This window comes from Rhodoferax sp. RT4P68 (genome assembly GCF_056521305.1).
Genome location: NZ_JBWMBB010000001.1, coordinates 505,898 through 522,661, shown reverse-complemented (window position 1 = coordinate 522,661; position 16,764 = coordinate 505,898). Strand labels below are relative to the sequence as shown.

Sequence of the window (16,764 nt, the reverse complement as noted above, 5' to 3'; positions counted from 1 at the left end):
TTGCGGGATGCGGGCGAAAAATTCACCTTGGAGAAGCTCGCCAGCGCAGGCTGGCGAGGCGGGCAACGCCCGGCTTAGAACGCGTGGCGCAGACCGATGTCCAGGCCCTTGGAGTTGTCGTTCGCGCTGGTCAGCGTCGCGCCGTTCAGTGCGATGCCGGCGCCGCCCTTGTTCTTCACGTACGCAAACGTGGTGTAGAGGGCGGTGCGCTTGGACAGGTTGTGCACGTAACCCACGGCGAACTTGTCGGCCTTGGCATCGACGCCCAGGTACTCGAGCTCGGCACGCGACCACGAAGCGCGGATCTCACCTGCACCGACCGGCACCTTGGTGCCCACCGTGTAGGAGGTGGTTTCCGGATCGCCGAAGGTGGCGTTGCTGACCTCGGCCTGGCGGTAGCCGGCCAGCAGGCTGGCGGGGCCGAAGTTGTAGGCGCCTGCAACGCTCCAGTCCTTGATGTCACCGATGCGGAAGTTCGTCGCGTCGGCGGTGTAGTCGGTCTTGCCGTAGGCCAGGCTCACGTCCACCGGGCCGTTCTTGTAGCCGGCGCGGGCGGCGTAGCCATTGCCGTTGTCGCGCGTCGCGCCAGCGTTCTGCTCGCCACGGTAGGCCTGCAGGGCGCCGTAGAAGCCGCCGAAGTTCGGCGTGAAGTAGGCCACCGAGTTGTCGACGCGGGTGGCGACGGGGCCGCTCACGCCCAGCGTGGTGTTGGTCATGAGGGTCGCGCCCACACCGTTGTCGCCGAACGGGTCGGCAGCCGAGCCCGTCAGGTACTGCAGCGAGAAGTCACGGCCCAGGCGAATCTCGCCCCAGCCATCGCCCATCACGCTGACGGTGGCGCGGCGCGCGAAACGCAGGCCGCTGTCGTTGGCGATGGTGCCGAACTGGTTGTTGCCGCCGCCCTGGCCGGACGTGCGGTTGGTCGAGGCGCTGCCGTCGTCCAGGTTGAAGCCCGATTCCAGCCAGAAGCCCGCCTTCAGGCCGCCGCCGAGGTCTTCGACGCCGCGAAAGCCGAGGCGGCTCGACGCATTGCCGCCGCTGCCCAGGCCGGACTTGTTGGAATCGCTGCCGCGGCCGATCTGCACGGTGGCGTCGGCCACGCCGAACAGCGTGACGGAGGATTGCGCGTAAGAGGTGGCGCTGACAGCAGCCAGAACTGCCAGTGCGGCGAATTTTTTCATGGTCATCCTTGAGTGAGGTTTGATCGGTACATGCCCCGCGTCGTGTGGCGGGCCATGGGGTGAAGCGTAGGCACCGGCTGCCCGCGCCGCGAGGCCCCGCATCGCAAACGCAGGGGCACCATGCGCACACCCCCCCGCGTTTGGGACCACGCCGTACCGCCGTTACGACAGGCACGCAGTCGCCGCCTCTATTTCCAATTCGGCAACAGTGCGTTGCCGGCGCGTCCATTGATGCGCCGGCATGCGCCACCTAAAGTCAGTCCGCCAGCTCCGCTGGCCGATACACAGGCTCACCAAGCCTGCTTTCTCCCTGCCGAAGCTCCCCGCCATGCGCTTGCTCACGATCGAAGACGAACCCCGGACCGCCGCCTACCTGCACAAGGGCCTGACCGAGCACGGCCACGTGGTGGACACCGCGCACAACGGCATCGAGGGCCTGCACCTGGCCACCTCGGGCCGGTACGACCTGATCCTGCTGGACGTGGTGCTGCCCGGCGCCGACGGCTTCGAGGTGTTGCGCACGTTGCGCGCGCAGCAGCAGACGCCGGTGTTCTTCCTGTCCGGCCGCGACCAGGTGGAAGACCGCGTGAAGGGCCTGCAACTTGGCGCCGACGACTACCTGGTCAAGCCGTTCGCTTTTGCCGAACTGCTGGCCCGCATCCAGAACGTGGCGCGGCGCGGCATGCCGGCCGCCGACTCCCTGCTCCGCATCGGCGAGCTGGAGATCGACAGCCTGCGCCGCCGCGTGCAGCGTGCCGGCCAGCGCATCGACCTCACGACCAAGGAGTTCGCCTTGCTCGACTACCTGGCGCGCCACGCCGGCGAAGTGGTCTCGCGCACGCTGATCGCCGAGGCCGTGTGGGACATGCACTTCGACAGCGACACCAACGTCATCGACGTCGCCGTGCGCCGCCTGCGCGCCAAGGTGGACGACCCCTTTGCCGGCAAGCTCATCCACACCGTACGTGGCGTCGGCTATGTCCTCGATCAGCGCGACCCCTGATCGCCCCGTGCCCAGCGCCGCGCCTGAGGTCGCGCTGCGCGGCATGGCCCGGCTGCGCGACTCCATGGCGGCGCAGATCGCGCTGGCGATCGCACTGGTCACGGCGCTGCTGGTGGTGGCCAGCTGCGCCATGGTGGGCCGCCTGATGGCCGAAGAGTTCGACGCGCTCAGCGCGCCCGTCGCAAACGCAGCGCATCTGCCTACCACGCGCCCACCAGTGCGTGCCGACATGGATCTGCAGCAGCGGCAGACCCGGCCATGGGACGAGCAACGCACGGACTTCATCCGCCGTGGTTGGCGCATCCTGTTCCTCACGCTGGGCACCGGCGCGGCCATCGCCGGCCTGTTCGCCTGGTGGATCACGCGGCGCATCCTGGCCTCGGCCCGGCACCTGGGCGACACGGCCGACCGCATCGGCGCCCAGGCCCTGCACGAGCGCCTGGTACCCGGCCACAGCCCGACCGAGCTGCAGCCGGTGGCGCACGCCTTCAACCGCATGCTGGACCGCCTGCAGGACGCGTTCGGCCGGCTGTCGGACTTCTCGTCCGATCTGGCGCATGACCTGCGCGCACCCATCCACCGCCTGCAGACGGCGGCCCAGGTGACGCTGGCGCGCGAGCGCAGTGCCGACGAATACCGCGCCGTGCTGGCGTCGGCGGTCGACGACTACGAGCGCATCGGCCGGCTGATCGACAACATCCTGTTCCTGGCACGCGCCGACCATGCGCAGACGCGCATCGCCCCTGCCTGGGTGCCGCTGGCGCCGCGCCTTGCGCAGTGGGCCGACTACTTCGGCCTGCTGGCGCAAGAGCGCGGGCTGGAACTGGTGGTGGATGGCGGGCCGCACGCCAACGCGCCGCAGCCGCTCAAGGTCTGGACCGACGACACCCTGCTCGGCCGCGCGGTGGGCAACCTGCTCACGAACGCGCTGCGCCATGCGCAGCCAGGCAGCACGGTCGTGCTGTCGGCCCGCAGCACGCCACAGGGCCAGGTCCGCATCGAGGTGGCGAACCAGGGCGCACCGATCGCCCCGCAACACCACGACCGCATCTTCCAGCGCCGCTACCGCGTGGAAGACCCGAACGTGCCCACTGAGCCCGGCTCGGGCCTGGGCCTGGCCATCGTGCAAAGCATCATGCACCTGCATGGCGGTCGCGCCAGCGCCCGCAGCGCACCCGGCCAGCCGACGGTGTTCGCGCTGGACTTTCCGACGCCGCAGCGCCGGCTCGTCGACTTCAGACCAGATCGTTCACGATCTGCTCGCTAGCGTAGGCGCGCTGCACCGCAGGCCGCGCCAGCATGCGCGACAGGTAGGGCCCCAGGTGCGGCATCGAGCGTGCGGGGTGGCCGAAATTGCGCGTCCAGCGGCACAGCATCAACAGGTAGGGGTCGAGCGCGCTGTAGGTCTCGCCCAGCAGCCAGGGCTGGCCATGGCGCGCCAGTTCCTGGTCCAGCAGTTCGAGCAAGCTGCCGACGCGCGCCTCGGCGCGCGCCTTGATGGTGGTGGCGCCGTGCACGTGGTCCGGCGAGGCCCAGCGCTCGGGGTAGAAATACAAGATCAGCGTGGCGTGCAAGGTGTTGGACAGCCAGAACATCCACTTGTAGAACTGCGCCCGCTCGTGCGAGCCCAACGCCGGCACCAGCGCCGCCTGCGGGTGGCGGTCGGCCAGGTGCAGCAGGATCGCGGCCGTCTCATAAAGCACCGTGTCGCCGTCCACCAGCACCGGGATCAGGCCGTTCGGATTCAACCGCAGGTACGCCTCGGACTTGTGCGCGTTGCTGGCGCGGTCCACCAACTGCAGCGCGAACGGCACGCCCAGCTCTTCGAGCAGCATGTGCGGCGCCATGCTGGCGTCGGTGGGGTGGTAGTACAGCTGCAGCATGGGGGCTTGCGCTCGTGCGCGGCTACTTGGCCGCCACCACCATGATCTCGACCAAGAGGCGCGGGTCGGCCAGCTTGGCCTCGACGCAGGCGCGCACCGGCAGCTGGGCCGGGTCGACCCAGGCCGACCAGACCTCGTTCATGGCCGGGCGGTTGCCGATGTCCGTCAGCCAGATCTGGGCCGAGAGCAGCTTGGTCTTGTCGCTGCCGCAGGTGGCCAGCAAAGCATCGATGCGCCGCAGGATCTGCTGCGTCTGGCCTTTCACGTCGGCGGTGGCGTCATCGGCCACGATGCCGGCCAGGTACACCGTGTTGCCGTGCACCACGGCGTTGGACAGGATGGGGTTGGGTTCGAAGCGTTGGATGGTCATGGAAACTCCAAGTGAAAGAAAGGTTCAGGGAGGCGGCGGCATGCCGAACAGCCCGGCCGCGTTGTCCCAGGCGATGCGGCGCGCCAGCGGCGCCGGCAGGTCACCCAGCCAGCGACGGTAGGCCTGCATCAAGGCGTCGTAGGACTGCCAGCGCTGGTTGACCCAGGTGTCCGAGCCGATCAAAAACCGCGTGGGGTACTTGTGCAACAACGCGCGCCAATCGGGGCACAGCAGGCCGCCCTCGCACGTGAGGCCGGGCCGGTACGACAGCTCGCCCATCAGCTTTGGATACTTCGCCAGCAGTGCATCGACGCGCGCCGCCGGTGCGCCGCCGATGCCGGTGTGCGCCCAGATCAAGCGGGCATCGGGCGCGTGCGCCATCAACAGGTCGATGGCCACATCGTCTACATGCGCCAGCACCGCGAGCTGGTGTGCCTGCGCGAACTGCATCAGCTCGATGGCGACCGGGCCGTTGGCGTTGGCGCTGTCGTACAAGTGGAACTCGCCGATGCCACGGTACGGGCCGGCGCCGGTGCCCTTGGCGAACTCGCTGCGCACCATCTCGGCAATCGACGGGTCACGGAACCAGTTGCTGTAGTCGTCGCGGTTGCGGTACAGGCGGATGAAGGGCACGACGGTGACGCCGGCCTGCTGCGTCATCGGGCTGTCGGCCAGCAGTTTGGTGCCGTCGTTGGTGCGTGAGTTGGCGATGATGGCGCGCACGCCGTTGCGCTGCATGCGGCCCAGCGCGTCGGCCAGCGGGTGCGGCGCGGCCGGCAGGTTCCACGCCTCCACGTTGTAGTGCAGGTGCGTGTCGAACAGCGGGCCCGCGTAGTCTGCAGCGCGCGCCGGCAGGGCCGCTGCCAGCAGCAGCGTGGCCAGTGCAGCCGAGGAGGCAGTCAGGCGCGCGCGCACGTCGTCAGCCCACGTGCTTTTTGAAGAAGGCGAGCGTGCGCTCCAATGCCAGCTTGGCGGCCGGTGCGTCGTGCGAGCCGCGCTGGTCGCAGTTGAAGCCGTGGTCGGCCGCGTAGACATGGACCTCGACCTCGGGGTGCGCCTTCTTGAAGGCCTGCACCGAGTCCAGCGGAATCCAGTGGTCCTTCTCGCCGAAGTGCGCGAGCACCGGCACCTTTGGCTTGCGGGCGACCTCCTCGGCCGTGGTCACGCCGCCGCCGTAGTAGGGCACGGCCGCGACCAGGCCGGTCAGGCCACAGGCGCTGCGCCAGGTGAGCAGGCCGCCCCAGCAGTAGCCGACGATGCCGACCTTCCCGCCGCTCTGCTTCGCCGCTTGGTCGATGGCAGCCTGGATGTCGGCCAGCACGCCGGGCGCGGGCAGTTCTTCGACAGCGGCCTTCAGGCCCATGCCGGCCTGCATGTCGTCACCGGTGTAGCCCAGCTCCACGCCGGGCTTGACGCGGTGGAAGGTGGACGGCGCCACGGCCAGATAGCCCTGGGCGGCATAGCCATCGGCCACGCTGCGGATGTGCGAGTTGACGCCGAAGATTTCCTGCAGCACGACGACGGCACCCTTGGGCGCGCCGGCCGGCTCGGCAACGTAGGCGGGAAAGACGAAACCGTCGGCGGACGTGAGGTCGATGAACTGGCCCATGCTGGTCGTGCTCCTGTTGCTTGTGTTGGGGGTGGCGGAAATCGCGAAGCTGGTTTGTAGCAGGATTCCCCTTGTCCCTGCGGGGCACACCGGCATGGGCACACCAGGCACTGACTTAGCATGCGCCACCGTCTGAAGAGACAGATGCAACAGACACATGGGGGCTCACATGGACAAGATCGTTCTCGTCACCGGCGGCAGCCGGGGCATCGGCGCGGCCACCGCGCTGCTGGCGGCGCGCCAGGGCTGGGCCGTGGCCGTCAACTACACGCGCGATGCGGCCGCAGCCGAAGACATCGTGCGCCAGATCCGCGCACTGGACGGCGGCCGCGCCATTGCCGTGCAGGCCGATGTGGCGGACGAGGCGCAGGTGCTGGCCATGTACGCCCGCGTCGATGCCGAGCTGGGCCGGCTGACGGCGTTGGTCAACAACGCCGGCGTGGTCGATGCCGCGCAGCGGCTGGAGGACATGAGCGTGGCCCGATTGCGCCGCATGTTCGACATCAACCTGCTCGGCGCGCTGGTCTGCGCACGCGAGGCCGTGCGCCGCATGAGCACGCGCCATGGCGGCGCGGGCGGCAGCATCGTCAACATGTCCAGCGCTGCCGCGCGGCTGGGGGGCGCCGGCCAGTATGTGGACTACGCGGCCAGCAAGGGCGCCATCGACAGCTTCACCATCGGCCTGGCGAAGGAGGTGGCGGCCGAGGGCATCCGCGTCAACGCCATCCGCCCCGGCCTGATCGAGACCGACATCCACGCCTCGGGCGGCCTGCCCGACCGCGTGGCCCAGCTGGCGCACCTGGTGCCCATGGGGCGCGGCGGCACGGCCGACGAGGTGGCGCAGGCCGCCGTGTGGCTGATGGGCGAAGGGGCCAGCTACACCACCATGGCGCTGATCGACGTCTCAGGCGGCCGGTGATTCAAGGCCCGTTCACGATCAGGCTGGCGCTCATTCCCCTGCGCGGCTGAGGTCACGGCGGCCGCGCCGCGCGCTCGCCACGCGGCGGAATGGAATCGCGCAAGGCCGTCGTCAAGCGGCTTAACACCGCACCTTGTGGCCGGTCCGAGCGCACGGTGTAGCCCACGGTGCCGAACACGCCGAGCGAGCCCATTGGCAAGATGGCCACCAGCCCTGCGTGCTGCAACGCAGTCACAGCCGACATCGGCATCAGCGCGACCATCGACGAACGCCGCAGCAGCGCGATGTTGGTCAGGATGGACACCGAGTGCACGACGCGCTGCGGCAGCTGCAGGCCCGTCTTTTCGAACATCGCGCGGGCCGTGCCAAAGGCCACCGAGTCCGGCGTCGGCAGGATCCACTGCAGCGCCTGCAAGTCCGCCAATGCGATCTTGCGCCGGCGCCGAATCGGATGCTCGCGCGAGACCACCACGCACAGCGCCTCGTCGTACAGCGTCACGTGCGCCAGGCGCGCGCGCTCGTCGGGCAGCAAGATAGGGTCGCTTGGGGCCGGCAGGAAGCCGATGACGATGTCCAGGTCACCGCGCGCCAGGGCTGGAAACAAGGTGGCATTGGTGCCCACGCGCACCTCGAAAGTGATGTCCGGCGTTGCCTCCAGCAGGCGCGCGATGGCGTCGGGCAGCAAGGCTGTCGACGCGGTCAGCAAGGTGCCGACGATCACATGCCCCGAGGTGCCGCTGTGCCAGGCGTTGAGCCCCTCGGCCAGGTAGCGCAGCTCGGCCAGCAAGGGCTTGGCGTGGTGCTCGAACGCCACGCCGAACTCGGTGAGCACCACGCCGCGTTTGCCGCGCACGAACAGGGTCTCGCCCAGGTGGCGTTCCAGTTCGTGGATGGACTTGCTGACCGCCGGCTGGGTCATCGCCAATTCGCGCGAGGCAGCCATGATGGACCCGGCCTCGGTCACCTTCTCGAACACGGCCAGCTGGTGCAGCTTGAGCGTGCGGGCCAGCGAGAGCCGGGAGTGCTTTTCGGGTTTCATGCGCCGACGGGATGGCGCGGGGTTGCCATCAGTGCGGCCTCAACGCTCCGCCCGCGACGTCGGCATCACCAGCGCATCGCCATCGATGACGACCTTGCCGGCCACCGTGCACACGGTGGTCAGCGTCACGCGGCGCTTTTCCTGCGAGATCTCCTTGACGGTGACCGTGGCCTTCACCGTGTCGCCCGGGCGCACCGGCGCCTTGAAGCGCAGGTTCTGCCCCAGGTAGACCGTGCCCGGCCCGGGCAGCCGCCCGGCAATGGCCGCCGAGATCACGCTGGCCGTCAGCATGCCGTGGGCGATGCGGCCCTTGAACTGCGTGGTCTGCGCGAACTCCTCGTTGATGTGCACCGCGTTGTTGTCGCCCGAGGCGCCGGCGAACAGGATGATGTCCGCCTCGGTGATGGTCTTGGCAAAGCTGGCTTGCATGCCGACGGTGAGGTCTTCGAAGTCGTAACCGTTCAGTTCGTTCATGGGGGTGTCTCCTTGGGGTCGTGGCTCAGGCGGCCAGCGTTTCGGGTCGGGTGTGTCTTGGGTCTGCGGCGCCGCGCCTTGCGTGCCCGCCCCGCGCATTCTGAACGCCTGCAGGCGCTGCGCACGAAGAACTTGGGCCTGGTAGATGCTCTTGAAGCTGGCCGCCGCGGTGAACCGGCTGAACAGCACGATGCACAGGCAGATCACCAGGCGCCGCTGGCCACTGCGGCGGCGCCGGTATGCGGTGCTACAGCGCGAAGAAGGCGCGCGCGTTGTCCTGCAGGATCTGCTGGCGCTGCGCCGGGTTCAGGAAGCCGGCCCCGCGCACCAGCGCGCCGACCTCCTGCTCACCCAGCGGAAAGGGGTAGTCCGAGCCCAGCATCACGCGCTCGGCACCCATCACGTCGACCAGCAGGCGCAGCGCACCCGGGTCGAACACGATGCCGTCCACGTGCAGCCGGTGCGCGTATTCCGAGGGCGGGCGCGGGCAGTCCTGGCGCACGATGTCGCGGTGCTTCCAGGCGTTGTCGGCGCGGCCCAGCATGTAGGCGAAGCTGCCGCCGCCATGGGCAAAGCAGATCTTGAGCGACGGCGGAATGCGCTCGAGCGCGCCGGACAGGATCAGCGACAGCATGCCCAGCTGCGTCTCCGCCGACATCGCCACCAGCCAGGGCAGCATCCACTTCTTCATGCGCTGGCCGCCGCCCATCATGTCCCAGGGGTGCACGAAGACGGGCACGGCGTTCTCGGCGCAGTAGGTCAGGAAGTCCACCAGGTCGGGGTGGTCCAGGTCCTTGTCGCCCACGTGGTTGCCGATCTGCACGCCCACGCAGCCGGCGGCCATGGCGCGCGAAGCTTCGGCGCAGGCCCGCTGCACGTCCTGCAGCGGCACCTGGGCCAGCGGCTTGAGCCGCGTGGCGTGCGGGGCGCAGAAGGCCACCGCCTTGTCGTTCATCTGCGCGGCCCAGTCGGCTGCGCGCGCGGCCTCCCAGGCATAGCCGAACATCACCGGCGTGGCGCAGACCAGTTGCAGCGCGATGCCCTGCGCGTCCAGCTCGGCGATGCGGGTGTCGGCATCCCACAGCGCGCGGTGCACCGGGCGGAAGGGACGGTCGCCCAGCATGATCTGGCCGGTCTTGCCGCCGGCGTCGATGGCCAGCCAGGGCGCGCGCTCGGCCTCGACCGCATGGGCCTCCTGGCGCGTGATGGGCGGCAGGAAGTGCGAGTGGATGTCGATCACGCGAGCACCCCCTTGCTGTTCTCGTTGAGCGTGCGGTGCCAGCTGGCGAAGTCGCGCCCGGGATGGACCTCTCCGCACAGGGTGCAGCTGCGCTCGGCCTCGGTGCTGGTGTAGAAGCGCTCGTACACCGGCGGCAGGTCGGCCACGATGCTCTGCAGCAGCATCTCGTGGCGCTGCACCACGGCGCCGCAGGCCGCGCAGTTCCATTGCAGCGCGTCGTACTGGCCGGGCGGGCGCTTGCGCTCCACCACCAGGCACAGGCTGCCAGCCTCGGGGCGCTGCGGTGAATGCAGGGTGTGCGGCGGCATCAGGAAGATGTCGCCCTCGCGCAGCGGCACATGCTCGTAGCGGCCCGCCTCCCACATCAACAGCGACGCATTGCCCTTGAACTGGTAGAAGAACTCTTCGACCGGATCGTCATGGAAGTCGCTGCGCGCATTCGGCCCGCCCACCACGGTGACCATGAAATCGCTGTCCTGCCAGACCTGCTGGTTGTTCACCGGCGGCTTCAGCAGGTGGGCGTTCTGGTCGAGCCAGCGCGGAAAGTTCAGCGGGCGCCCGTATGTGAGCTGCATGTCATGTCTCCTTGGGAAGCAGGGGTTTGTAGGCCACGCCCTTGATCTCGATCACAAGGTGCGGGTGGGGCAATTGGTGCACGGCCACGGTGGTGCGTGTCGGGCCGTCGTAGTCGAAATACTGGGCCCAGACTTCGTTGTAGCCGCCGAAGTCGTTCATGTTCACGAGAAAGGCCTGCGTCTCCACCAGGTCGGCGAGGTCGGCGCCCGCGCTCTGGAGGATGTCGCGCATGTTCTCGATGACCGCGCGGGTCTGCTGGCGGATGTCCAGCGCGGTGACGCCCATGGCATCGACCTGCACGCCTTCGAAGCTGTTGTCGGGCCGGCGCGAACTGGTGCCCGAGACGAACAGAAAATCGCCCGCGCGCTTGACATGCGGAAAGCGTCCGCGCGGGGTCGCCTTGCCGGCGACGAGTTGGGCCTGGGTGCTCATGGTGGTGGGGTTCCTGCGATGCGGGTGGAGAAGTCTCGAAGCCTGCACCACCGAATGCAGCGGGTGGCGCATCGGTGTCCTCTTCAGGCGTGGAACACGAACTCGATCTCGACCAGCGCGCCCAGCGGCAAGGCGCTGACGCCCAGCGTGGTGCGCGCCGGCGGCGCCACGTCGGCGAACTGGCGTTCCCAGGCCGCGTTGAACACGTCGAACTGCGTGAAGTCGGCCAGGTAGACGCGCGCCAGGCACAGCTGCGCAAGCGTGAAGCCGTAGTCGGGCAGCGCCAGCCTCAGGTTGTCGAAGACGCGCTGGGTCTGGGCGTCCATGCCGCCCTCGGCCAGGCCGCCGCCGGCCGGGTCCAGCGCCACCATGCCCGAGACGAAGCCCAGAGGCCCGCTGCGCACGCAGGGTGTGTAGAGAAAGCGCGGCGCCGCAACGCGCGCGGAGGTCAGCAGTTCACGCATGGCAAGGCCTTGTGACCCGGCTCAGACGGACACGCAGATGTTGGTGGTCTCCGAATAGAAGTCCAGCGAGAAGCGGCCGCCCTCGCGCCCGATGCCCGACAGCTTGGAGCCGCCGAACGGCGTGCGCAGGTCGCGCGAGAACCAGGTGTTGATCCACACGATGCCCACATGGAACTGCCGCGACACGCGGTGCGCGCGCGCCAGGTGGGTGGTCCACACGCAGCCGGCCAGGCCATAGGGCGTGCCGTTGACGCGGGCCATGACCTCCTCCTCGGTGTCGAACGGTGCGATATGGCAGACCGGGCCGAACACCTCTTCGCGCACGCAGCGCGCATCGTCCGGCAGGCCGGTCCAGATCGTCGGCTGCACGAAGGCGCCGTTGTCGCGCGCATCGCCGAACTTGGGCACGCCGCCGCCGGTCACCACCGTCGCGCCCTCCTGCACGGCCAGCTTGTAATACTCCAGCACCTTGTCGCGGTGCTCGTGCGAGATCAGCGAGCCCATGAACACGCCGGGCTCGTCGGGCCAGCCGATCTTCAGGGCTTCGGTCTTTGCCTTCATCGCGGCGACGAACTTGTCGAAGATCGGCCGCTCGACATAGACGCGCTCGGAGCACAGGCAGACCTGGCCCGAATTGGAGAAGCTCGACTTGATGACGCCTTCGACGGCGGCCTCGAAGTCGCAGTCGGCGAACACCACGGCGGCGTTCTTGCCGCCGAGCTCGAACGAGATCTCCTTCACGCCATCGGCCACGGCTTTCATGATGGTGGCGCCGGTGCGCGACTCGCCGGTGAAGGTGACAGCGTCCACATCGGGGTGCTTGGTCATCGCCTCGCCGGCCGAACCGGGGCCGAAGCCGTGCACGAGGTTGAACACGCCGGGCGGCACGCCAGCCTCCTGGAAGGCTTCGGCGAGCAGTGTGGCGGACGAGGGGCTCTCCTCCGAGGGCTTGGCCACCACGGTGTTGCCGCAGATCAGCGCCGGGCCGAGCTTCCAGGTCATGGACAGGAGCGGCAGGTTCCACGGGCAGATGCTGGCCACCACACCCAGCGGCTTGCGCACGGTGTAGTTCATGAGGTTCTGGCCGTTGGCCAGGCGCGTCTCGAAGTAGTCGCCGTGCGCGACCTTGCCCAGGTCGGCGAAGGTGCGCAGGTTGCTGATGCCGCGGAACACGTCCAGCGCGCGGGCCTGCTCGATGGGCCGGCCGGTGTCGGCCACTTCGGCGGCGACGAACTCGTCGAAGCGGCGCTCGATCACGTCGGCCACGCGGTGCATCAGGCGGGCGCGCTCTTCCACGCTGGCCTGGCCCCAGGGGCCGGACAAGGCCTTGCGTGCGGCCTTGACGGCGCGGTCGACCAGCGCCGCGTCGGCCTCGTGCACCTTGCCGAGCACCTGGCCGTCCAGCGGGCTCACGTTGTCGAACTGCTTGTCGGTGGAGATGAAGTCGCCATCGACGAAATTGCGCAGCGATTTGAGGGTGGATGGCAGGGCGAACTTGGCGGGCATTGCAGACTCCGGGTGTGAATGCGGCGGAGTCTAGGAAGCGCGATCACGCTTGGATAATGAAAAGATCGCTGTCAGGCATAGCCATCGGGAATACCCCGCAGCGCTCGAACAAGGGCACGGCCAGACCCTGTTCCAGCTGCTGGATCTGCCGGATGACGGCCGACTGTGTGAGCGCCAACTCGTGCGCGGCCTGGGTGCAGGCCACCGTGCGCGCCGCCACAAGACGGGCTGGCGTACTACAGGGCGCGGTGTCTGCGACTGCTAGCATGCTTTGCACCTTTGTCCATGGAGTCCTCGTCTGAGCGCCCTGCCCGCCCCCCTGTCCGATGCGTTGCCCGCCGGCGATGTGCAGGCGCTGTGGCCGCTGTGCCTGGCGCTCGCGCAGCGACGCCGCGCGCGGCTGCCGGCCGTTGACGCCAGCCTGCCGCTCGATTGGTCCGCCTCGCACGGCTATACGCTGCGCGGCGACTGGGATGCGCCGGCCGCGACGCTGTTCGACCTGCTCAAGCCGCTGCTGGACCGGCAGGGCGCGATGGCCGACTGGACCATCGGCCAGCTGGGCCAGAGCCTGGACGGCTGCATCGCCACGCACAGCGGTGATTCGTACTTCGTCAATGGCCCCGACGGGCTGGTGCACCTGCACCGGCTGCGGGCGTTGTGCGACGCGGTGATCGTCGGCGCCAGCACCGCCTGCCTGGACAACCCGCAACTGACCACCCGCCGCGTGCCGGGGGCCAACGCCACGCGCGTGGTGCTCGACCCGCACCTGCGTGTGCCGGCGGACGCCCGCATCTTCACCGACGGCCAGGCCCCCACGCTGCTGGTCTGCGACGAAGCCCACCGCGCGCGCGCCGAAGACCGCATGGGAGCGAACAGCGTTGTTGTCGTGGCGCGCGGCACGCACGGCGATCTGCAGCTGCACGAGGTCGTGCGGGCACTGCGGGCGCGCGGCCTGCACACGTTGTTTGTGGAAGGCGGCGGCGTCACGGTGTCGCAGTTCCTGCAGCAGGGCTGCCTGGACCGGTTGCACCTGATCGTGGCGCCGCTGCTGATCGGCGGCGGCCATCCCGGTCTGCAGGTGCGCCGCTCCAATGCCATGTCCGATGCGCTGCGCCCACCGGCGCGCAGCTTCGTGCTGGGCAGCGACGTGCTGTGGGATCTGGATGTGCGCGTGGCGCCGTCGGCGCCGCACGCCGTGCCGACCTAGCCAGGCCAGGCCATCAGGTCGATGTGGCCGACGCGCAGCTGGGCCGTACCCCGCGCCGCCAGCCGCCGCACCTGCCAACCCTGCACCATCGCTGCATCCTGCGGCCGCTGCTCGATGGCCGCGTTGCCGATGCCCTGCACCATTGCGTCCCACATGGCTGCATCGTCCGCGCCGATCTGCCAGTCGCTCTGCGCCAGCTGCACCGTGTAGCCAGCCGCACGCAACGCGTGGTCCGCACACACCACCGCCGCGCCACCCAGCGCCGGGCCGAAGCCCTTGTCGCGCTGCTGGTGCGCGCGGAAGGCATCGTGCACGGCGGTGTCGTCCCCATCCGCGGGGAGCCAGCCCAGGCGGTCGTCCACGTTCAGCGCCCAGCACACGGCCGCGCCGCCGGCATGGCAGCGCGCCACCAGATCCTGCAGCCAGGGGGCTGAGACGAGGTCCATCAGTGCCGAGGCCGTGACCAGGTCGGCACCGTGCAGCGGTACATCGGCCAGGCCGGCCGCGAGATCGGCCTGGCAACAGGTCACCTGCAGGTGCAGGCCCCGGCCGCTGATGGTGCCGTCGGCGGCGACATGCAGGCCCTCGGCTTGCGCCCAGGTGGCCAGTGCGCCCGGCACGGCGGCCAGCAGCGCCGGGTCGTGGTCGAACAGCCGCCAGTGCTGGCGCCCGCCCAGGCGCAGCGCGATCGCGCGCAAACTGGCGCCGGTGCCGCAGCCGAGGTCGACCACCGCAAGCGGCGCGCCCGGGGCCACCTGCGCGTGCAGCCGCTCCGCGAGCGCAGGCCAGTCGAGCGTGGCGGCGGCCTCGTTCCGCGCGGCGCGGTCGAAGGGCTCGCGCAGCGCCAGCCAGTCGCGGCTGAAGCCGGTCATGGCGCGTAGCCCCGCGTGCTTGCGCGGGCCTGAGCCGGCGGTCGTGAACATGGCGCAGGGCGTGGCCCTGATCCGCAAGGGCGAGCAGGCGGCTGCCCTGCGTAGCGCGCGGAACTGCGCCATGGTCCGCAGGGGCGAACAGGCACACGTGCGGGGTGGTGCGCAATCACCGCGCCACCCCGGCCAAGCTCGTGGCAAAGCGCGCAGCAGCGTCGTGCCAACGCGGCAACTGCTGGGCCGCCGCATGCGCACCCGCCGACAAGGCCTGGCGCGTGGCCGCATCGTCCATCAAGACCCGCAATGCCTCTTGCAGCGCAGCGGCGTCGCCCACCGGCACCAGCAGGCCGGCACTGGCGGGCACGGTGTCAACCACCGCTCCGGCCGCACAGCCCACCACCGGCAGCCCATGCGCCAGCGCCTCCGCGAAGGCCATGCCATAGCCCTCGTGGTGCGAGGCCAGCACGAAGGCATCGGCCTGGTCGTATAGCGATGCGAGGTGCGCGGCGTCCACTTCGCCATGCCAAACGATGCGCTCGGCCAGGCCCAGGCGCGCTGCTGCATCGCGCACGGCGCCTGCGGTGGCCGCGTCGCGCTGCAGGCTGCCCGCGCAGTGCAACTGCCAGCGCCGATCACGCAGACCGGCCAAGGCCTGCAGCAGCTCTGCATGGCCCTTGCGCGCGGTGACGCTGGCCACGCACAGCAGCGACAGGGCGAGCGGCCCGGCGCCGCCGCCACGCGCCAGAGGCGCCGCGTCGGTGCCGGGCTCGACGACGGTGATGCGTGCGGCCGGCACCGCGTAGTCAGCCAATGCCCGGGCCGTGGCCGGGCTGGTCACGATGACGTGGCGCGCGCAGGCCAACGCGCGCTGCTCGCTCGCGCGCAAGGCGGCCTGCTGCGCGGGCGTGAGCCCGGTCTCCAGCGCCAAGGGGTGGTGCACCAGGGCGACCCAGCGCAGGCGGTGCGTGTGGTGCGCGGCCAAGTCCGCCAGCGCGCCGAAAGCCAGACCATCGGCCACCACGAGCGCGCCATCGGGCAAGGCCTCGACCACGCGCTGCGCCTGCGCCAGCGTAGCGGCATCCACCAGCGGAAAGCCGTCGCCGGGCGAGCACCAGTCGATGGTCCAGCCGCTGGCGCGCAGGGCGTCGGCGATGCGGCGGTCGTACAGCGTGCCGCCGGTGCGCGCCTGCGCATCGCCCGGCACCAGGAAGACGGCGTGCCGGTCCAAGGCGGTCGCTGGACCAGCATCGGCCTGTCGGCCTGCGGTGCGCGCCCGTTCGCGCGGCGGGGCGATGCCGACGGCGGGAGGCCGTGACGTCGCGTCGCGCTGCGCCGCCAGCACGCCGGTCGCAGGCCGAGCGGCGCTCACGCGACCGGCAGCGCACCCTCGTACGCGGCCCAGGCCACGTGCGATTCGTGCAGCTGCACGCGCAGCGATTCCAGGCCGGCGGCATAGGCGCCCAGCTCGCCTGCCGCCGCGCGCGCGGCGATGCGGTCGAACACCACGCGGGCCATGAACTCGGTGGTGGTGTTCTGGCCCGCGAAGTCGGCCTCTTCGTCCAAGTTGCGAAAGTTCAGCGCCTCCAGCACGCTGCGCAGCACCGTGGTGGCGCGCGCGATGTCGACCACCATGCCGTCGGCGTCGAGCGCGCGGCGGCGGAACTCGGCATCGACCACGTAGGTGGCGCCGTGCAGCCGCTGGGCCGGCCCGAAGGCTTCGCCGCGGAAGCTGTGGGCGATCATGAAATGGTCTCGGACGCTGACGCTGTACATGAAATTCCTTGGTTGTCTAGGGAGCAGCGGGAGCTGCGGAACGGACCATGCCAGGGCACCCGCGGAACTGGCTCTGCCAGGCCGCTTGGGCGGCCTTGCAGGCCGCGCCGCGCATTGCCGCCCGGCCCGCGCCAGGCACAAAAGGTCCACTGGAGCTTTTTGTGTCCGGGCTCGGTCCCCCTTGCGCAGCAGGGGGGTCGGCGCAGCGCGCAGCACGCA

The 16,764-nt window shown here is 69.8% G+C and carries 19 protein-coding genes and 1 pseudogene; 4 read left to right on the top strand and 16 right to left on the bottom strand.

Annotated elements, in window-relative coordinates:
* Positions 1 to 74: 74 nt before the first annotated feature.
* Complete coding sequence (locus tag AC099J_RS02395) at positions 75 to 1,181, bottom strand: porin (RefSeq protein ID WP_479613596.1); 1,107 nt, start codon at positions 1,179 to 1,181, stop codon at positions 75 to 77.
* A 328-nt stretch (positions 1,182 to 1,509) separates the two neighbouring features.
* Here AC099J_RS02395 and AC099J_RS02390 point away from each other — a divergent pair, with 328 nt between their 5' ends.
* On the top strand, positions 1,510 to 2,184 hold the full coding sequence (locus tag AC099J_RS02390; protein ID WP_479613595.1) for a heavy metal response regulator transcription factor: 675 nt from the start codon (positions 1,510 to 1,512) through the stop codon (positions 2,182 to 2,184).
* Positions 2,159 to 3,451 carry a heavy metal sensor histidine kinase gene (locus AC099J_RS02385; RefSeq protein WP_479613594.1) on the top strand — a complete coding sequence of 431 codons (1,293 nt, stop codon included), beginning with the start codon at positions 2,159 to 2,161 and terminating at the stop codon, positions 3,449 to 3,451. The genes AC099J_RS02390 and AC099J_RS02385 overlap by 26 nt, the downstream gene beginning before the upstream one ends.
* Here AC099J_RS02385 and AC099J_RS02380 read toward each other — a convergent pair.
* Genes AC099J_RS02380 through AC099J_RS02365 form a run of 4 tightly spaced genes read right to left on the bottom strand, consistent with a single transcriptional unit; the run spans position 3,420 to position 6,046 of the window.
* Complete coding sequence (locus AC099J_RS02380) at positions 3,420 to 4,067, bottom strand: glutathione S-transferase family protein (RefSeq protein ID WP_479613593.1); 648 nt, start codon at positions 4,065 to 4,067, stop codon at positions 3,420 to 3,422. The two genes, AC099J_RS02385 and AC099J_RS02380, sit on opposite strands and share 32 nt — an antisense overlap.
* Before the next feature lie 22 nt (positions 4,068 to 4,089).
* Positions 4,090 to 4,437 carry a RidA family protein gene (locus AC099J_RS02375; protein WP_479613592.1) on the bottom strand — a complete coding sequence of 116 codons (348 nt, stop codon included), beginning with the start codon at positions 4,435 to 4,437 and terminating at the stop codon, positions 4,090 to 4,092.
* 24 nt (positions 4,438 to 4,461) lie between these two features.
* The gene (locus tag AC099J_RS02370; protein WP_479613591.1) at positions 4,462 to 5,352 is read right to left on the bottom strand and encodes an amidohydrolase family protein; all 891 of its coding nucleotides are present in this window, start codon (positions 5,350 to 5,352) and stop codon (positions 4,462 to 4,464) included.
* Positions 5,353 to 5,356: 4 nt separating this feature from the next.
* Complete coding sequence (locus tag AC099J_RS02365; protein ID WP_479613590.1) at positions 5,357 to 6,046, bottom strand: dienelactone hydrolase family protein; 690 nt, start codon at positions 6,044 to 6,046, stop codon at positions 5,357 to 5,359.
* 169 nt (positions 6,047 to 6,215) lie between these two features.
* Here AC099J_RS02365 and AC099J_RS02360 point away from each other — a divergent pair, with 169 nt between their 5' ends.
* On the top strand, positions 6,216 to 6,965 hold the full coding sequence (locus AC099J_RS02360) for an SDR family oxidoreductase (protein WP_479613589.1): 750 nt from the start codon (positions 6,216 to 6,218) through the stop codon (positions 6,963 to 6,965).
* Positions 6,966 to 7,017: 52 nt separating this feature from the next.
* On the opposite strand, the gene AC099J_RS02355 is transcribed toward AC099J_RS02360, so the two are convergent.
* The 8 genes and pseudogenes from AC099J_RS02355 to AC099J_RS02320 form a co-directional block, all read right to left on the bottom strand.
* Positions 7,018 to 8,004, bottom strand: coding sequence for a LysR substrate-binding domain-containing protein (locus AC099J_RS02355; RefSeq protein ID WP_479613588.1), 987 nt, complete (start codon positions 8,002 to 8,004; stop codon positions 7,018 to 7,020).
* A gap of 39 nt (positions 8,005 to 8,043) precedes the next feature.
* Positions 8,044 to 8,478: a MaoC family dehydratase gene (locus AC099J_RS02350; protein WP_479613587.1), complete on the bottom strand. Its 435-nt coding sequence runs from the start codon at positions 8,476 to 8,478 to the stop codon at positions 8,044 to 8,046.
* A 247-nt stretch (positions 8,479 to 8,725) separates the two neighbouring features.
* The gene (locus tag AC099J_RS02345) at positions 8,726 to 9,718 is read right to left on the bottom strand and encodes an amidohydrolase family protein (RefSeq protein ID WP_479613586.1); all 993 of its coding nucleotides are present in this window, start codon (positions 9,716 to 9,718) and stop codon (positions 8,726 to 8,728) included.
* Complete coding sequence (gene nbaC / locus AC099J_RS02340) at positions 9,715 to 10,293, bottom strand: 3-hydroxyanthranilate 3,4-dioxygenase (RefSeq protein WP_479613585.1); 579 nt, start codon at positions 10,291 to 10,293, stop codon at positions 9,715 to 9,717. Before nbaC ends, AC099J_RS02345 begins: the two co-directional genes overlap by 4 nt.
* Before the next feature lies 1 nt (position 10,294).
* Positions 10,295 to 10,726 carry a RidA family protein gene (locus AC099J_RS02335; RefSeq protein WP_479613584.1) on the bottom strand — a complete coding sequence of 144 codons (432 nt, stop codon included), beginning with the start codon at positions 10,724 to 10,726 and terminating at the stop codon, positions 10,295 to 10,297.
* An 83-nt stretch (positions 10,727 to 10,809) separates the two neighbouring features.
* A complete protein-coding gene (locus AC099J_RS02330; protein ID WP_479613583.1) occupies positions 10,810 to 11,190 on the bottom strand; it encodes a RidA family protein in 381 nt (126 codons plus the stop codon).
* 21 nt (positions 11,191 to 11,211) lie between these two features.
* The gene (locus tag AC099J_RS02325; protein WP_479613582.1) at positions 11,212 to 12,696 is read right to left on the bottom strand and encodes a 2-hydroxymuconic semialdehyde dehydrogenase; all 1,485 of its coding nucleotides are present in this window, start codon (positions 12,694 to 12,696) and stop codon (positions 11,212 to 11,214) included.
* Positions 12,697 to 12,796: 100 nt separating this feature from the next.
* Positions 12,797 to 12,964: pseudogene (locus AC099J_RS02320) on the bottom strand (LysR family transcriptional regulator); the annotation flags it as partial.
* 3 nt (positions 12,965 to 12,967) lie between these two features.
* Here AC099J_RS02320 and AC099J_RS02315 point away from each other — a divergent pair.
* A complete protein-coding gene (locus tag AC099J_RS02315) occupies positions 12,968 to 13,903 on the top strand; it encodes a RibD family protein (RefSeq protein WP_479613581.1) in 936 nt (311 codons plus the stop codon).
* On the opposite strand, the gene AC099J_RS02310 is transcribed toward AC099J_RS02315, so the two are convergent.
* The 3 genes from AC099J_RS02310 to AC099J_RS02300 all read right to left on the bottom strand — a co-directional run bounded on the left by AC099J_RS02310 (position 13,900) and on the right by AC099J_RS02300 (position 16,545).
* Positions 13,900 to 14,826 (bottom strand): class I SAM-dependent methyltransferase, encoded by a 927-nt coding sequence (locus AC099J_RS02310; protein ID WP_479613580.1) that lies wholly within the window; start codon positions 14,824 to 14,826, stop codon positions 13,900 to 13,902. The genes AC099J_RS02315 and AC099J_RS02310 overlap by 4 nt on opposite strands.
* A 115-nt stretch (positions 14,827 to 14,941) precedes the next feature.
* On the bottom strand, positions 14,942 to 16,000 hold the full coding sequence (locus AC099J_RS02305; RefSeq protein WP_479613579.1) for a glycosyltransferase family 4 protein: 1,059 nt from the start codon (positions 15,998 to 16,000) through the stop codon (positions 14,942 to 14,944).
* 137 nt (positions 16,001 to 16,137) lie between these two features.
* A complete protein-coding gene (locus tag AC099J_RS02300; protein ID WP_479613578.1) occupies positions 16,138 to 16,545 on the bottom strand; it encodes a 6-pyruvoyl trahydropterin synthase family protein in 408 nt (135 codons plus the stop codon).
* Positions 16,546 to 16,764 lie beyond the last annotated feature (219 nt).

Excerpts from the sequence above, each read along its gene's own strand:
- AC099J_RS02395 (WP_479613596.1), bottom strand. The coding sequence starts at position 1,181 with ATGAAAAAATTCGCCGCACTGGCAGTTCTGGCTGCTGTCAGCGCCACC.
- AC099J_RS02390 (WP_479613595.1), top strand. The coding sequence starts at position 1,510 with ATGCGCTTGCTCACGATCGAAGACGAACCCCGGACCGCCGCCTACCTG.
- AC099J_RS02385 (WP_479613594.1), top strand. The coding sequence starts at position 2,159 with ATGTCCTCGATCAGCGCGACCCCTGATCGCCCCGTGCCCAGCGCCGCG.
- AC099J_RS02380 (WP_479613593.1), bottom strand. The coding sequence starts at position 4,067 with ATGCTGCAGCTGTACTACCACCCCACCGACGCCAGCATGGCGCCGCAC.
- AC099J_RS02375 (WP_479613592.1), bottom strand. The coding sequence starts at position 4,437 with ATGACCATCCAACGCTTCGAACCCAACCCCATCCTGTCCAACGCCGTG.
- AC099J_RS02365 (WP_479613590.1), bottom strand. The coding sequence starts at position 6,046 with ATGGGCCAGTTCATCGACCTCACGTCCGCCGACGGTTTCGTCTTTCCC.
- AC099J_RS02360 (WP_479613589.1), top strand. The coding sequence starts at position 6,216 with ATGGACAAGATCGTTCTCGTCACCGGCGGCAGCCGGGGCATCGGCGCG.
- AC099J_RS02355 (WP_479613588.1), bottom strand. The coding sequence starts at position 8,004 with ATGAAACCCGAAAAGCACTCCCGGCTCTCGCTGGCCCGCACGCTCAAG.
- AC099J_RS02350 (WP_479613587.1), bottom strand. The coding sequence starts at position 8,478 with ATGAACGAACTGAACGGTTACGACTTCGAAGACCTCACCGTCGGCATG.
- nbaC (WP_479613585.1), bottom strand. The coding sequence starts at position 10,293 with ATGCAGCTCACATACGGGCGCCCGCTGAACTTTCCGCGCTGGCTCGAC.
- AC099J_RS02335 (WP_479613584.1), bottom strand. The coding sequence starts at position 10,726 with ATGAGCACCCAGGCCCAACTCGTCGCCGGCAAGGCGACCCCGCGCGGA.
- AC099J_RS02330 (WP_479613583.1), bottom strand. The coding sequence starts at position 11,190 with ATGCGTGAACTGCTGACCTCCGCGCGCGTTGCGGCGCCGCGCTTTCTC.
- AC099J_RS02325 (WP_479613582.1), bottom strand. The coding sequence starts at position 12,696 with ATGCCCGCCAAGTTCGCCCTGCCATCCACCCTCAAATCGCTGCGCAAT.
- AC099J_RS02310 (WP_479613580.1), bottom strand. The coding sequence starts at position 14,826 with ATGTTCACGACCGCCGGCTCAGGCCCGCGCAAGCACGCGGGGCTACGC.
- AC099J_RS02300 (WP_479613578.1), bottom strand. The coding sequence starts at position 16,545 with ATGTACAGCGTCAGCGTCCGAGACCATTTCATGATCGCCCACAGCTTC.